This window comes from Humibacter ginsengisoli (genome assembly GCF_054780095.1).
In genome coordinates this window covers 810,455-825,323 of the sequence record NZ_BAAGWZ010000006.1, presented here as the reverse complement: position 1 = coordinate 825,323, position 14,869 = coordinate 810,455, and the positions used below count along the sequence as shown (strand labels likewise).

Genomic DNA, 14,869 nt, shown 5'->3' with positions numbered 1-14,869 from the left:
GCGGGACCGGCCGTAACACGACGTCAACCCGCGGATGCCTGCAGCGCCTTCAACAGCGCGTCGCCATCTGGTACCCCGAGACCGGTGCAGGCATCCCACCCGGCTCGAGCGCTGTATGCGCCGTTGTTGCCGGTCACGATGTCGCGGAACCCAGGTGCGGTCGCGGTGGCGGTGGCATCCGGATACACGTGCAGGGAGAGCAGCCCGAGGCGCGTGCCGGTGGCCTGCACCAGCCGTGCGGTCAGCGCAGCCCAGAGCGGTGCGACGGCGCTCGTTCCGCCGATCACCGTGTCGGTGCCGTCGACCCGCACCTTGTACCCGGTCTGCGGGTCGGCGTCGCCGGCCACATCGGGCACCCCACGCCCGGCGTTCCCGCTCGCCGTCTTCGGCACGCCCACCTTGGCCTGCCAGCTCGGCAGACCGAATGAGTCGCTGACGCCGCCACCGGTGGCTCCGTGCCCCGGCCCGTCGTTCCAGACCACTTCTGAGGTCACCCGGTCGGTGGAGGGGTTCGCGTTCAGGCTCGTGCCCCCGCAGGCCAGGATGTGCGGGCTGGATGCCGGAAAGTCGACGTGCGCCTTGCCGTCGGTCACGCGGTCTGCGCTTCCATCGTCGCCGGCGGCCGCGGTGACGGTGACCCCGAGAGCCGCGGCATCCACGAGGGCGTCGTCGAACGCGGTGCGGGCCTGCGCGGTCCAGGAGTCTTCGCTCTCGCCCCAGCTGATACTGATCGCGTCGGGCGTGGGCTCGGCGTGCGCGGCGCGCGTGACGGCATCCACGAACCCCGCGTCGGTGTTGGGTGCGAAGTACACGACGACGTCGGCCTTCGGGGCTATCGCCCCGATCACCTCGATGTCGAGCAGCACCTCGCCGTCCGCGCCGTTCGGGTCGCCGCCGGGTTGATTGGATGCCCCGTCGACGCCCACCGCCGTCACCTTCGGCGTTGCGATGCCGAGCTCACCGAAGTAGGCGTCCAGGTCGGCCTGGTCGAACCCGCCCCCGAGCTCGATGATGGCGACGGTGCGGCCGGTGCCGTCCGTTCCTGCAGGGAATCGGTAGATGTCGGCCACCTGGTCGGGGGAGTAGCTGACGGCGGCAGCGGAGGTCGACACGGAGACGAAGTGCGCCCTGGCCTGCGGGCGGTCGTCGAGGCCGAGTACGGCGACCACGCGGTCACGCATCGGCTCCGGCACGGTGAGCGGCCCGGTCCGTTGCCGGAACGTCACAGTCTGGCCGTCGCGAGGCTCGTGGGTGGCGCTCTCCAGGGTGGTGCCGAACAACCCCTGCACCACGCTCGCCTTGGCCCTGATGCGGATGCGCCGCTCGCCGGCATCCACCGAGATCACCTCGGCGCCGGCCGCCTTCGCCTCGGCCACGACCGCATCGATGTCGGCGGGGTCCGCCCCATAGCGCCGCACGAACTCGTCGCGCGGGAGCGGGTTGCGCAGCACCTCGTCGGGAACCGGCTCCCGTCTGCGCAGGATGAGCGTGGCTTCGACCTGCTCGTCGTCGGGGATCGGTGTCGTCGACGAGGTCAGCGGTTCCCGGTGGCTGCCGGGCAGCTCGTTCGAGTTTGCCTGTTCGTTCGAGGGGGGCTGGTTATCGCTCATGTCTACGGCTTACCACCGGGGTGCGACACCGAACAGGACTTGCGCGTGCGTCGCTATATCCACCCGATGGTGCCGATGCCGGTCACGACGTTCGGCAGCCACATGTGCAGCTGCCAGTACCAGAACGGGATCTGCATGCCCGTCCACAACGGGTAGAAGAACACCGTCACGATGACGACGACGGCGAGGAACACCGCGAGCAGCGAGAGCCCTCGCACGCGGCGGTAGGAGTCATCCGTGGGTCTGCCGACGATGAGCATGAACACCGCAGCGAGCGCCAGGTAGACGTAGGGGGCGAACGCGATCGAATAGAAGGTGAAGATGGTGCGCCCGGCGTAGAGCATCCACGGCAGGTACCCGGCGGCGAGTCCCATCAGGATCACGCCGTGCCGCCAATTGCGGTACCGGATCAGCCGGTAGACGAGGTAGATCACGGCGGCGGTGCCCGCCCACCAGATGATCGGGTTGCCGAGCTCGGTGATCGCGGACGAGCATCCGCCCGGCGATGTGCATCCGTTCACCCCGAACTTCGTGCCGACGTAGTACATGCTCGTCGGCCGCAGCATGAGCATCCACGTCAGCGGGTTCGACTGGTACGGATGCGGCGTGTGCAGGTTGATCGAGTACCCGTACATCTCCGACTGGTAGTGCCAGAGGTTCTGCGCCCAGTCGGGAACCCACGACAGAAGACCGGTCCATTTCGCGTCGGCGGTCGTCTGCACCCAGTCGCGGTAGTAGCCTCCCGGGTTGAGCAGCCACCCGGCCCAGGTGCCCACGTAGGTGATGAACGCGAGCGGCACCATGAGCACGAACGAGACGATGCCCCCCTTGAGGATGCCCGCCTCCGGCCAAAACGGAATGCCGGCACGGCGCCTCGCCAGCACGTCCACGATCACCACGTACACCGCGAAGAACGCGAGGAAGTAGAACCCTGTCCACTTCACGCCGGCGTCGAGGCCGAGCAGGATGCCTGCGACCAGTAGCCAAGGACGCCACCACATCCACGGACCCCAGCCGAGCTCACGTCCCTCTGCCCTCCGCCGGGCGATCCACGCGGCCAGTCGCTTTTGCTGCCACGTGCGGTCCAGCAGCAGGCAGCCGAACGCGAGCAGCGCGAGGAACATCACGGAGTTGTCGAGGATCGCCACCCGGCTCATCACGATGGCGTTGCCGTCGATCGCCATCAGGAATCCGGCGAGTGCGGCGATCAACGTGGAGCGGAACATCCGCTTCGCGATCAGCATCAGCACGACCACCGCGAGGATCCCGACGACTGCGGTGGAGATGCGCCAGCCCACCGTGTTCTGCGCTCCGAACAGGGCGAGGCCCGCGGCGATCATCCATTTGCCGAACGGCGGATGCGCGACGAACTCCGGATCGTTCGTGTACGCGTTCACGTCGCCGTCGGCGAACCGCGGGTCGATGTTCGCCGGCCAGGCAGCCTCCCAGCCCTTGTGCATGAGGGTCCAGGCATCCTTCACATAGAAGGTCTCGTCGAACACGAGCGCGTGCGGGTCGCCGAGCGCCCAGAGCCTCGTCACGGCAGCGATCAGCGTCACCAGCCCGGGAAGACCCCAGTTGTACAGGCGCAGCCGGGCCGGGGTGTTGACGGTGCGGGCGAACCATCTGTCGAGCCGCGACCCGGTCGGTCCGGCGGTCGACGCCTGGGCACCGGTCGTCGCGGGGTCGGCAGTCACGACCGCAATGCTATGAGGTCGCCGGGCGCCGGTGTGACCACTCCGGCTGGTATGACTGGACACGTGATCATCCTCGCGGCGACGCCTATCGGCAATCTGGGGGATGCCTCCCGCAGGCTCGTGGAGGCGCTGGAGAACGCCGAGGTGGTCGCCGCCGAAGACACCCGGGTGACGCAGCGGCTGCTTCAGGCCCTGCGCGTCGAGAACCGGCCACGCTTGATCGCGCTGCACGATCACAACGAGCGCGAGCGCTCGACCGACCTCGTCGAGCAGGCTCGCGACGTCGACGTTCTCGTGATGTCGGATGCCGGAATGCCCACGGTCTCCGATCCGGGGTACCACCTGGTCGCGGCCGCCATCGAGGCAGGCGTGACGGTCACCGCCATCCCCGGGCCGAGCGCCGTTCTCACTGCGCTCGCCGTCTCCGGGCTGCCCACGGATAGGTTCACCTTCGAGGGGTTCCTGCCGCGCAAGCCGGGCGAGCGGGCATCCGCCCTGGGGGCCCTCGCCGACGAGCAGCGCACGATGGTGTTCTTCGAGTCGCCGAACCGGCTCGCCGAATCGCTGCGGGCGATCTCGCACGCGCTCGGCGGTTCGCGGCGGGTTGTCGTCTGCCGCGAGCTCACGAAGCTGCACGAAGAGGTGCGGCGCGGCACGGCCGACGAGCTGGCGGAATGGGCGGATGACGGCGTTCGCGGCGAGATCGTGGTCGTCGTCGCGGGGGCCAAGCCACGCACAGTAGACCTCGCCACCGCCGTGCAGGAGGTGCTGCTGCTCACCGCGACCGAGAGCCTGAAGGATGCCGCGGCATCCGTCGCCGCTGCCACCGGCCTTTCTCGCCGCACCCTCTACGAGGCCGCCCTCCGCGCTCGCCGCTAGGCGCCTGTCTCGACTCGCGGTGGATTGCCACTCACCCGAAAACAGGCATGGTCGCGCTCTCATCGCGAGAACAGGCAGAACTTGCCTGTTGCCGGTAGTTTTGCCTGCGAACCGGAGGAGTCCCATGAGTCACGACGTCGCCACGACCCAACCCCAGGGCGCGCTGCTCGTCGGCAGCGTGAACTACGACGACGCCGAGACCACGATGCGCACCGCGGCCGAGCTGATGGGCCCGTTGCTGAAGCGCATCCCGGACGGCGAGCCGGGCAAGCGGTTCCACTGGATCATGTTCCAGCCCGACGTTCTCGGACAGGCGGAGGGCATCGAGCGCGTGGGGGAGCATCCGATTCCGTTGCGCATGCTGGATGCCCGTCCGCTCCGCATCGCCGATGGCGTCGATCCGGCGGCGCTCCGGCTGCCACCGCTCGGCTATGCGGAGGCCGCGCTCGAGTCATACGGCGTCTTCCGTCGTCTGCGAGACGAGGGAGTCATCAAGCCGGGTACCCGGTTCCAGGTGTCGCTTCCGACGCCCCTTGCGGTCGTGGGTGCGTACTTCCCGCCCGACCAGCGTGCCGCCTTCGAACCCGTCTACCGCGAGGCGATGTACCGCGAGCTGGACGCCATTCTGGATGCCATCCCGCACGAGGATCTCGCCGTGCAGTGGGACAACGCGGTCGAGTTCGGCATCATCGAAGACGTCGCGCATCGCGGAGGCCGTGGCGCAGAATCGTGGTGGGGAGACGACGTGTGGGCCGGCCTCACGGAGCGCTCCGCAGACCAGGCATCCCGCGTGCCCGAGGACGTCGAGGTCGGCTTCCACCTCTGCTACGGCGACGTCGCCGAGAAGCACTTCATCGAGCCGACCGACGCCGGCAACCTCGTGCGCTACGCGAACATGCTGACGGATGCCTCACCCCGCGCGATCACGTGGATCCACCTGCCGGTGCCCATCGAGCGCGACGACGACGCCTACTTCGCGCCGCTGGACGAGCTGCGGCTGAGCGATGAAACCGAGCTGTACCTCGGGCTCGTGCACCGGGAGGACGGCGCGGACGGCGCGAGCCAGCGCATCCGCACCGCACTCAGGCACGCGCCGGTCTTCGGCGTGGCCACCGAATGCGGCATCGGCCGAGCACCCGACGGGACGACCGAGGGCATCCTTCGCACGCATGCCGAGGTCGCCTCCGCGTGGTAGCGCCGGGAGTCAGACCGGCGGATATGTCACCTGACCGTCCGCGTGCACGAACGCGCCCGGCGTCAGCGTCGCGCGGTCGATTCGCCCCTCGGCCATGATGTGCCGAACATCCTCGCCGAGGGCGAGCAGGTGGTCGGCGATGATCCGGCGGTGGCATCGCCACCACACCGCCTCCGAACACATCACGACGGTTGCGCGCTCCGACCCTTCCGCGCGAAGCCGTGCGAGGGCATCCGCGAACTCGTCGCCCATGGCGTAGTCCGCGTAGTTGTGGAAGCTGCGGTTGCGCCAGAGACCGTTCACCTCGGGCGGCACGGTCTTCGACCTTCCACGCAGTCCGCCGAGCGCCGGTTCGTGCCGGTAGAGGATGTCCGCACTCTTCAGCGAGGGCGCCAGCACGTCTTCGTCGAACTGCGGATTGCTCCGCGACCCGGGCAGCTTGCGAACGTCGACCAGGGACTCGATCCCGGCCGTCTGCAGCGCTTCGTGGAACGCCTCGATCGTGCGGTCGGAGTGTCCGACCGTGAAGAACGGCACCGTCAGTCGTCGGGCATCAGTATCAGCGCCGCGCCCTTGTGCGCTGCGACATGCCCGGTCTTGTCGCTGGCGATCTCGTATTGCGGATCATCCTGCGACGCGTGATGCGTGTGGCCCTTGTAGTCGAAGTCGGCGGTGTGCACGGCCACGATCGTGCCCGAGACGTGTCCCGCCTCCGAGTTCCACTTCACGTGGTCGCCGACCGCAAAGCGTCTGGTCATCGTGCCTCCTCTGCACCGATTGTGGTGGCGGTTCAATCAGTCTCGTTGCTTGAGCGGCCGCGTGCCTAGCATGAGAGTGCAGGTGCAGTGGCTTCGAGGGGGAGGCGGCACATGAGCACGGAGACGCAGCCGGCAACCGGCGACAAGGCGGAGCCGAAGGTTGGCACCGAGACGCGCCCGCAGACGACCGACGTGGGGGAGCGCGCGGCACGCGAGACGGCGGAGGCGGCACGCGAGACCGAGTGGGAGCGACCGAGCTTCGCGAAGGGCCTCTACCTGGGCGACTTCGACCTGTCGCTGATCCACCCGCATCCGCGCGGCGACGCGCACGACATCGAGCGCGGCGAGGAGTTCCTGGCACGGTTGCGTGCCGTGTGCGAGACGTTCGACGGCCGACGAATCGAACGCGAGGCGCGCATCCCCGACGAGTACGTCGCCGCGCTGTCGGAGCTGGGCGTCTTCGGCATGAAGATCCCGCAGGAGTACGGCGGTCTCGGGCTCAGCCTGCTGTACTACGGTCGTGCGCTGATGCTGATCGGGTCGGTGCACCCCTCCATCGGCGCGCTCGCGTCTGCCCACCAGTCGATCGGCGTGCCCGAGCCGGTGAAGCTCTTCGGATCGGAAGAGCAGAAGAAGACGTACCTGCCGCGCTGTGCTGCCGGCGCGATCTCGGCGTTCCTGCTCACCGAGCCGGATGTCGGCTCCGACCCGGCGAGGATGGCCGCGACAGCGACACCCACCGACGACGGCTCCGCCTACCTGCTCGACGGCGTGAAGCTCTGGACCACGAACGGCGTGATCGCCGAACTCCTCGTCGTCATGGCGCGGGTGCCGGAGCACGACGGGCAGAAGGGCGGCATCACCGCGTTCGTCGTGGAGGCGGACTCGCCCGGCATCACGGTGGAGAACCGGAACGCGTTCATGGGGTTGAAGGGCATCGAGAACGGCGTCACCCGCTTCCACCGAGTGCGCGTGCCCGCCGAGAACCGGCTCGGCCGCGAGGGCCAGGGCCTCAAGATCGCGCTGACCACCCTGAACACCGGCCGGCTCTCGATCCCGGCGTTGTGCGCCGGAGCCGGAAAGTGGTCGCTGAAAATCGCCCGCGAGTGGTCGGCGGCGCGCGTCCAGTGGGGCCGTCCGATCGCGCAGCACGAGGCCGTCGCCACGAAGATCGCGTTCATCGCCGCCACCGCGTTCGCGCTCGAGGCCGTGTTCGAGCTGTCCGCCGAGCTCGCGGATTCCGGCATGAAGGATGTTCGCATCGAGGCCGCGCTCGCGAAGCTCTGGTCGAGCGAGATGGGTTACGTGGTGGCGGACGAGCTCGTACAGATCCGCGGCGGTCGCGGCTACGAGACCGCGGACTCACTGAGGGCTCGAGGCGAACGAGCCGTCGCGGCCGAGCAGCAGACCCGCGACATGCGCATCAACCGCATCTTCGAGGGATCCACCGAGATCATGCATCTGCTCATCGCGCGCGAGGCGGTGGATGCCCACCTCAAGGCCGCAGGCGATCTCGCCTCCCCGGACGCCGACCTTCGCGCCAAGGCCAGGGCCGCGGCGCACGCCAGTGGCTTCTACGCGAAGTGGTTGCCGTCGCTCGTCGTGGGCAAGGGCGACGAGCCGGGCGCGTACGGCGAGTTCGGCCCGCTCGCGGCCCACCTGCGCTACGTGGAACGGGCATCCCGCAAGCTCGCCCGCTCCACGTTCTACGGGATGGGCAGGTGGCAGGCGGGTCTGGAGCACAAGGAAGCGTTCCTCGGACGCATCGTCGACATCGGCGCGGAGCTGTTCGCAATGGCCGCCTCGTGCACGAGGGCGGAGATGATCCGCGCAGGCGACGCGCAACGCGGGCGGTCCGCTTACCAGCTCGCCGACGTGTTCTGTCGCCAGTCGCGAAAGCGGGTCGACGCGCTGTTCCGCGAGCTGTGGGACAACACCGACGACGTGGACCGCAAGCTGACCGACAGGGTGATGGACGGCGACATGACGTGGCTGGAGGAGGGCGTGATCGACGCCTCGGAGGGAACCGGCCCGTGGATCGCCGACACCTCCTACGACGGCACGGAGAAGGAGAGCGTGCACCGCGGCTATCGGTGACCTGCACTCTCGGTGGGGTGAACCCGCACTCTCGGGGTCAGGAACCCGCGCTCTCCGGGTCAGGCCAGCGCCAGCGACCAGCTCCATTCGTAGGTGCCGGGGCCGACGATGAAGCGCGGCAGGGGCTCGGGGCCGACCGAGGCAGTGCCCAGCCCGCGGTGCGCGACGTCGGCGCGCACGATGGTCTCGCCGCGCCGCGGCAACTCCCACGAGTGCGCGGTCGTCTCGAGATCGGCGACGCTGTGGTGGGATGCCGTGAACAGCACGGGCCCCGAGAACCGCAGGCCCACGCTCCGAGTGCCGTCGCTCAGTGACGCCGCCGTCACGCCGGTGCGTCCGGCGTTCTCCTGCGGTCGCACGTACGGCGTCTGCAGGTCGTCGACGCTGGACTCCCAGCGCCCCAGCAGGCCCGACGATCGCCGATCCGGATAGGTCTCGTGCGGCCCGTCGCCCACCCACTCGACCTGTTCGAAGCCCGGCACCACCGCGAACTCGATGCCCACCCGAGGGATGTCAGGCAGCGACTCGGGCACCACGACCGTCTCGTGGAACTCCAGAACCACGTCGGATGCCCGCACCCGCTGTGTGTGCTCCACGACGTGTCCGCTAGACGCGGTGTACCTCGCCCGCACGAGTGTCGTCTCACCATCGCGCTCCACGGCTTCGACCGTTCGCACCGCGTCTCGCAGCCCGGTTTCCTCCAGCCGCTGGAGACCCGGGATCGCCTTGTCGTTGTCGGTGAGCGCTCGCCACAGCTGCAGCCGGGGACCGGATGCCAGCAGCGGGTGGCGCACCACGCCTTCTTCATCGAGGTCGACAACGGCCGCCCCGGCCGACGCGGTCTGCGTGCCCGACGCGCTCTGCCGGCTCGTCGTACTCTCCTGGCTCGGCGAGCCCGGCTCCGCAACCCTCACCTCGAGCACTGCGAGCTCGGTGCCCGCGGGCGCCCACACGGAGTCCGCCGCCGTCCGCACCGTCGCCCGCAACGCAAGTGCACCGTCGTCGCTCAGCCCGCGCACGAGCTCCTGGGGCAGCGCGACGTCGGCGGTCTCGCCGGCTCGCGCAGCGACATCCACGCGCACGGCCTCCGTCTCACCGTCGATGCGCGCCACCGATGCCTCGAGGGTGAACCCCTCCAGCGACGCGAACGTCTGCCGGTTGAGCAGGCGCACCGTTCCCTGCCGGGCTGCCGAGGCATCCGACACGATCTCCACGGGGGAGAACGCCCGCCGCACCTCGAAGATCGCCGGATGCGGCGACCCGTCGGGGAACAGCAGCCCGTCGATGCAGAAGTTGCCGTCGTTGAGGGCATGCCCGAAGTCGCCGCCGTAGCGGTAGTGCTCGTCGCCGTCGGGGTCGAGGCCGTGGTCCTTCATCTCCCAGATGAACCCGCCCTGCAGACCGGGTGTGGAGCGGATCGCCGCCCAGTAGTCGTCGAACGACCCGTTCGAGTTGCCCATCGCGTGGCTGTACTCGCACATGATGAGCGGCCGGTCGGCGCCCTCGCTCTCGGCGTAGGCCACGATCGCGTCGATCGGCGGGTACATCGGGCAGACGATGTCGGTCTGGAAGTGCCCGCCGTACCAGTCTTTCGCGATCGCCCCCTCGTAGTGCACGGGACGGGTCGAGTCATAGCCGCGCACCCAGCCGGCGGCGGCGTCCTGGTTCACGCCGGATCCGCTCTCGTTGCCGAGCGACCAGATGATGATGCTCGGGTGGTTCTTGTCGCGCAGCACCATGCGCGATACCCGGTCCACGAACTGGTTGAGATAGCGCGGATCGTCGCAGATCGACCACGCCCAGTCGTGCGCTTCCACGTCGGCCTCGTCGATCACGTAGAACCCGTACTCATCGGCCAGGTCGTAGAACGCGGGATCGTTCGGATAGTGCGACGTGCGGATCGCGTTGAACCCCCACCGCTTCAGGTTCGCCAGCTCGGTGGCGATCTTCTCCCGCGTGAGCGTGCGACCGGTGCGCGGGTCGAATTCGTGCCGGTTCACGCCCTGCAGCATGATGCGACGGCCGTTCACGAGCAGGTCCCGCCCGACGATCTCGACCCGGCGGAACCCGACACGCAGCCGAGCGGTGTCGAGCACGGCGCCGTCCTCGTCGACGAGCTCGACCGTGACCGGGTACAGAGTCGGAGTCTCCGCGGTCCACGGCGAGGCATCCGGCAGCTCGAGCGAGACGGATGCCCGTCCGTCCGGTTCGGGGAAGTTCACGGTGGTCGCGATCGAGGCGAGTGTGCGCACGGGCTCGGGCAGCGGCATCCGTGCAGCGTTCTTCGCATGCAGCGAGAACACGTTCTCGTCCAGCGGCACCTGGGCGAGCAGCTCCTGCGCGTGCCCGTCGTCAGGATCGACCACGAGTCGTGTCGACACCGGGGCGGCGACCGGCGCAGGGACGGATGCCGCACCCAGCCGAGCACGCACGCTCAGCCCGGCGGGCGTGACGTCGCGCGGTGCACCGACGATCGCCTGCACGTCGAGGCGTCCGGCCCCGGATGCCGAGTCGAAGTCCGCGACGACGCGCACGTCGCGCAGGAACACCGGCGACGTCGCATACAGCCGCACCCCGCGGGTGATGCCGCCGAGCCACCACTGGTCCTGGTCTTCGATGTAGCTGGCGTCGGACCACTTCACGACCGTCAGCTCGAGATCGTTGTCTCCGGAGTGCACGAGCTCGGTCACGTCGAACTCCGCTGCCAGCCGGCTGCCCTTGCTCGCGCCGGCCTGCACACCGTTCACGGTTGCCAGCAGCACGCTCTCCGCCGCGCCGACGCTGAGCACTATGCGGCGCCCGCTCCATCCTTCGGGCACGGTGAACGAGCGGCGATAGACGCCGGTCGGGTTCGCATGCGGAACCCGCGGGGGAGCGTCGGGGAACGGCATCCTGATGTTCAGGTACTGCGGCGAGTCGTCGGTGCCCTGCAATGACCACGCGCCTGGCACGCGGATCTCCCGCCACTCGTCCCCGGGATCGGCCTCCGGGCTCGGCAGCAGCTGGAACCGCCACGTTCCGTCCAGGTCGATGACGTCATCCAGCGGCGCTCCGTCGTAGCCGATGGTTCTCGGCACGGCGTGGCTGCGTTCCCGGCCGGCCGACGTGATCTCCGGATGCCTCCACACGGCTGCGATGGGCCCGTGAAGCGAGGCGGATCCTCGTGGTGACGCGGTCATTCGAGCTCCTTCGGTCGGCGTGGGCGGCTCAGTGTGGGTGGACGCCTTGTGCGAATTTATGCGATTTCGTCGGATGACGCACGATCGTGTGAGACGGCTGGTCCCTTGCAGCCAGTGGTGGGATGCGCTTTCCCGGAGTTGAGCCGATGGCAACGTCACCAAGATGTGGCCGATTCGTTGCTTGCGCGAGCTCTGTGGGCGAATATGATCGCAATTGTGCGGTTTTGCACACACCCCTGCACGTTACAAAGGAGTCAACATGCAAGAGTTGAATCGCGGCCCGGGAATCGACCGCCGCACCCTTCTGAAGGGCATCGGAGTGGGAGCCCTGGGACTGGGAGCCGTGCCGCTGCTGGCGGCGTGCACCGGCACCACGTCCGGAGGCGGTTCGTCCGGCGGCGGCAAGTCGCTCACGTTCGGCTCCAACGCCTCCGACCCCGTGCCGAAGAAGGCGTACGCCTCGTTCGTCTCCGCCTTCGAGAAGAAATCGGGCGACAAGGTCACGGTCAACACGGTCGACCACAACGGTTTCCAGAACAAGATCAACAACTACCTGCAGGGCAGCCCCGACGATGCGTTCACCTGGTTCGCCGGCTACCGCATGCAGTACTACGCGAAGAAGGGCCTGGTCGCCGACGTCGACGACGTGTGGGCGAAGATCGGCAGCAACTTCTCGCCCGCGCTCAAGAAGGCTTCGACGGGCGAGGACGGCAAGCAGTACTTCGTGCCGAACTACAACTACCCGTGGGGATTCTTCTACCGAAAGTCGCTGTGGCAGTCGAAGGGCTACCAGATTCCGACGACCATGGACCAGCTGGAGGCCCTCTGCAAGCAGATGCAGGCCGACGGACTCATCCCGATCCAGTTCGCCGACAAGGATGCCTGGCCCGCCTGCGGCACATTCGACTACATCAACATGCGTACGAACGGATACCAGTTCCACGTCGATCTGTGTGCGCACAAGGAGTCGTGGAACCAGAAGAAGGTGCAAGACGTCTTCGACACCTGGAAGATCCTGCTGCCCTACCAGGACCCCGACGCGCTCGGCCTCACGTGGCAGGATGCCGCGCAGAAGCTCGCGCAGAACAAGTCCGGCATGATGCTGCTCGGCTCGTTCATCACGCAGCAGTTCACCGACCCCACCGTGCTGGCAGACATCGACTTCTTCAAGTTCCCGGCGATCGCAGTCGAGGGACAGGACGCCGTGGAGGCACCGATCGACGGGCTCATGCTCTCGAAGAAGGGTGGCCAGAACCAGGCCGCGCGCGACATGCTGCAGTTCATGGGCACCGGCAAGGGCCAGGAGGCGTATTACGCCATCGACAAGTCGAACATCATGACAGCGAAGGACGCCGACACCTCCGGCTACAGCGCGTTCACGAAGAAGCTGGCCGGCGTCATCGCCGACGCGAAGTACATCAGCCAGTTCTTCGACCGCGATGCGCTGCCCGCCATGGCCACCAATGTGCTCGAGCCGGCGATGCAGACGTTCATCAAGAACGGCACCATCGACCTCAGCAACATCGAAGCGCAGGCGAAGACCCTGTACGCGGCCGAGTAGTCGCGCGGAGAGTACTTCTCATGGCGGTCACGTCTGCAGACACGCAGAAGGCAGCCGCTTCGGGGCGGGGTTCGAACCCCGCCCGGAAGCGGCGCCGCCTGCGCCAATTCACCCGACGAGACGTGGTGGTGCTGTCGATCATGGTGGGCATTCCCACCCTGATCCAGCTCGTCCTCGTCTGGTTGCCGACTCTGTTCTCGATCGGACTCTCGTTCGTGCAGTGGAACGGGCTCGACTTCACAGACATGAAGTGGGCAGGACTCGGCAACTACCAGTACATCTTCCAGAACTACACACCGTTCTGGCCGGCTGTTCTGCACAACATCGTCTGGTTGCTGTTCCTCGGGATCATCGGCACTCCGCTCGGGCTCCTGTTCGCCGTGCTGCTCGACCAGGCGCTCAAGGGAACGCGCATCTACCAGAGCATCTTCTTCGCGCCCGTGATGCTCTCGCTGGCGCTGATCGGCATCATCTGGCAACTCTTCTATTCGCAAGACAACGGCCTGCTCAACTTCCTGCTCGGCACGGCGGGCAAACCGAACGCCGTCGACTGGCTCGGAACGCCAGGGGTCAATCTGTGGGCGGCCATGATCGCCGCGACCTGGCGGCACGCCGGCTATGTGATGATCCTGTACCTGGCGGGCCTGAAGAGTGTCGACCCGAGCCTGCGGGAGGCGGCATCCCTCGACGGAGCCGGTGCCTGGAAGTCGTTCTTCCAGGTGGTGTTCCCGGCAATGAAGCCGACCAACATCATCATCGTCGTCATCACGATCATCGAGTCGCTACGGGCGTTCGACATCGTCTACGTCATCAACCGCGGTACCAACGGGCTGGAACTGCTCAGCGTGCTGGTCATCCAGAACCTCATCGGTGAAGGACAGGTGATCGGTGTGGGTTCCGCGCTCGCCGTGGTGCTGCTCGTGATCTCGCTCGTGCCGATCGTGTTCTACCTCTCCCGCACGTTCCGAAAGGAAAAGGCATGACCACCGCGACCTCCGTGCGCGTGGCGCCCCACCAGCCGGCCGCCACGCGCAGGCACAAGAAGAAGCACTGGGCCACCTATCTGTTCATCACGGTGATGGCGATCATGTGGTTGCTGCCGCTCGTGTGGACGCTGTACACCTCGCTGCGGCCGAAGGCCGACACCGATAAATACGGCTACTTCTCCATCGCCGGGCACTACAGCTTCCAGAACTTCATCGACGCCTGGACGCAGGGCGGGTTCCCGACCTACTTCGGCAACTCGGTGATCATCACGGTTCCTGCCGTGCTGCTCACGCTCTTCTTCGCCTCGATGATGGCGTTCGCCGTGTCCCGATACAGCTGGAAGTTCAACGTCACGCTGCTGATCATGTTCACCGCGGGCAACCTCCTGCCGCCGCAGGTGCTCGCCGCTCCGCTGTTCGAGCTCTTCAAGCACACGACGCTGCCGTACTGGATGAGCGATTCCGGTTCGCTGCTGAACACCTACGTGAGCGTGATCGCGGCGAACACCGCGTTCCAGATCGGGTTCTGCACCTTCGTGCTGTCGAACTTCATGAAGGCGATCCCGGCCGAGCTCACCGAGGCGGCCCGGGTGGACGGCGCGAGCGTGTGGCGCCAGTACTGGAATGTCATCCTGCCGCTCACGAGGCCCGCCCTGGCCGCCCTGGGAACGCTCGAAGTGATCTTCATCTACAACGACTACTTCTGGCCGTTGGTGTTCATCCAATCCGGCAACCGCTTGCCGGTCACGACGGCGATCAACAATCTGCAGGGCCAGTTCCTCTCGAACTACAACCTGCTGGCGGCCGGCGCGATGATCACCGTCATCCCGACCCTGATCATCTATCTCGTGCTGCAACGACAGTTCGTGGCGGGACTCACCCTGGGCGCGAGCAAGGGATAATCGCA

General features: G+C 67.4%; 11 protein-coding genes. 6 read left to right on the top strand and 5 right to left on the bottom strand.

Annotation, left to right across the window (positions count from 1 at the left end; all coding sequences use genetic code 11):
• Positions 1–23: 23 nt before the first annotated feature.
• Together ACYVI5_RS12135 and ACYVI5_RS12130 are read right to left on the bottom strand one after the other, a co-directional pair.
• Complete coding sequence (locus ACYVI5_RS12135) at positions 24–1,610, bottom strand: S53 family peptidase (RefSeq protein ID WP_460580384.1); 1,587 nt, start codon at positions 1,608–1,610, stop codon at positions 24–26.
• A 53-nt stretch (positions 1,611–1,663) separates the two neighbouring features.
• Positions 1,664–3,307 (bottom strand): dolichyl-phosphate-mannose--protein mannosyltransferase, encoded by a 1,644-nt coding sequence (locus ACYVI5_RS12130; RefSeq protein ID WP_460580383.1) that lies wholly within the window; start codon positions 3,305–3,307, stop codon positions 1,664–1,666.
• Between the two features lie 63 nt (positions 3,308–3,370).
• On the opposite strand from ACYVI5_RS12130, the gene rsmI reads away from it, so the two are divergent.
• Both rsmI and ACYVI5_RS12120 read left to right on the top strand, forming a co-directional pair.
• Complete coding sequence (gene rsmI / locus ACYVI5_RS12125) at positions 3,371–4,186, top strand: 16S rRNA (cytidine(1402)-2'-O)-methyltransferase (RefSeq protein WP_460580382.1); 816 nt, start codon at positions 3,371–3,373, stop codon at positions 4,184–4,186.
• Positions 4,187–4,310: 124 nt separating this feature from the next.
• Positions 4,311–5,381 carry a hypothetical protein gene (locus ACYVI5_RS12120; protein ID WP_460580381.1) on the top strand — a complete coding sequence of 357 codons (1,071 nt, stop codon included), beginning with the start codon at positions 4,311–4,313 and terminating at the stop codon, positions 5,379–5,381.
• Positions 5,382–5,390: 9 nt separating this feature from the next.
• On the opposite strand, the gene ACYVI5_RS12115 is transcribed toward ACYVI5_RS12120, so the two are convergent.
• The gene (locus ACYVI5_RS12115; protein ID WP_460580380.1) at positions 5,391–5,918 is read right to left on the bottom strand and encodes a DUF488 domain-containing protein; all 528 of its coding nucleotides are present in this window, start codon (positions 5,916–5,918) and stop codon (positions 5,391–5,393) included.
• Positions 5,919–5,920: 2 nt separating this feature from the next.
• Positions 5,921–6,139 (bottom strand): hypervirulence associated TUDOR domain-containing protein, encoded by a 219-nt coding sequence (locus tag ACYVI5_RS12110; RefSeq protein ID WP_460580379.1) that lies wholly within the window; start codon positions 6,137–6,139, stop codon positions 5,921–5,923.
• A gap of 111 nt (positions 6,140–6,250) precedes the next feature.
• On the opposite strand from ACYVI5_RS12110, the gene ACYVI5_RS12105 reads away from it, so the two are divergent.
• Positions 6,251–8,236, top strand: coding sequence for an acyl-CoA dehydrogenase family protein (locus ACYVI5_RS12105; protein WP_460580378.1), 1,986 nt, complete (start codon positions 6,251–6,253; stop codon positions 8,234–8,236).
• A gap of 59 nt (positions 8,237–8,295) precedes the next feature.
• Here ACYVI5_RS12105 and ACYVI5_RS12100 read toward each other — a convergent pair whose 3' ends face one another.
• Positions 8,296–11,415: a glycoside hydrolase family 2 TIM barrel-domain containing protein gene (locus ACYVI5_RS12100; RefSeq protein WP_460580377.1), complete on the bottom strand. Its 3,120-nt coding sequence runs from the start codon at positions 11,413–11,415 to the stop codon at positions 8,296–8,298.
• Positions 11,416–11,674: 259 nt separating this feature from the next.
• Between ACYVI5_RS12100 and ACYVI5_RS12095 the strand changes: the two genes are divergently transcribed.
• From ACYVI5_RS12095 to ACYVI5_RS12085, 3 genes are read left to right on the top strand one after another with little or no spacing between them, the layout of a single operon-like run.
• The gene (locus ACYVI5_RS12095) at positions 11,675–12,976 is read left to right on the top strand and encodes an ABC transporter substrate-binding protein (protein WP_460537900.1); all 1,302 of its coding nucleotides are present in this window, start codon (positions 11,675–11,677) and stop codon (positions 12,974–12,976) included.
• A gap of 20 nt (positions 12,977–12,996) precedes the next feature.
• Complete coding sequence (locus ACYVI5_RS12090; RefSeq protein WP_460580376.1) at positions 12,997–13,959, top strand: carbohydrate ABC transporter permease; 963 nt, start codon at positions 12,997–12,999, stop codon at positions 13,957–13,959.
• A complete protein-coding gene (locus ACYVI5_RS12085) occupies positions 13,956–14,864 on the top strand; it encodes a carbohydrate ABC transporter permease (protein ID WP_460580375.1) in 909 nt (302 codons plus the stop codon). Before ACYVI5_RS12090 ends, ACYVI5_RS12085 begins: the two co-directional genes overlap by 4 nt.
• Positions 14,865–14,869 lie beyond the last annotated feature (5 nt).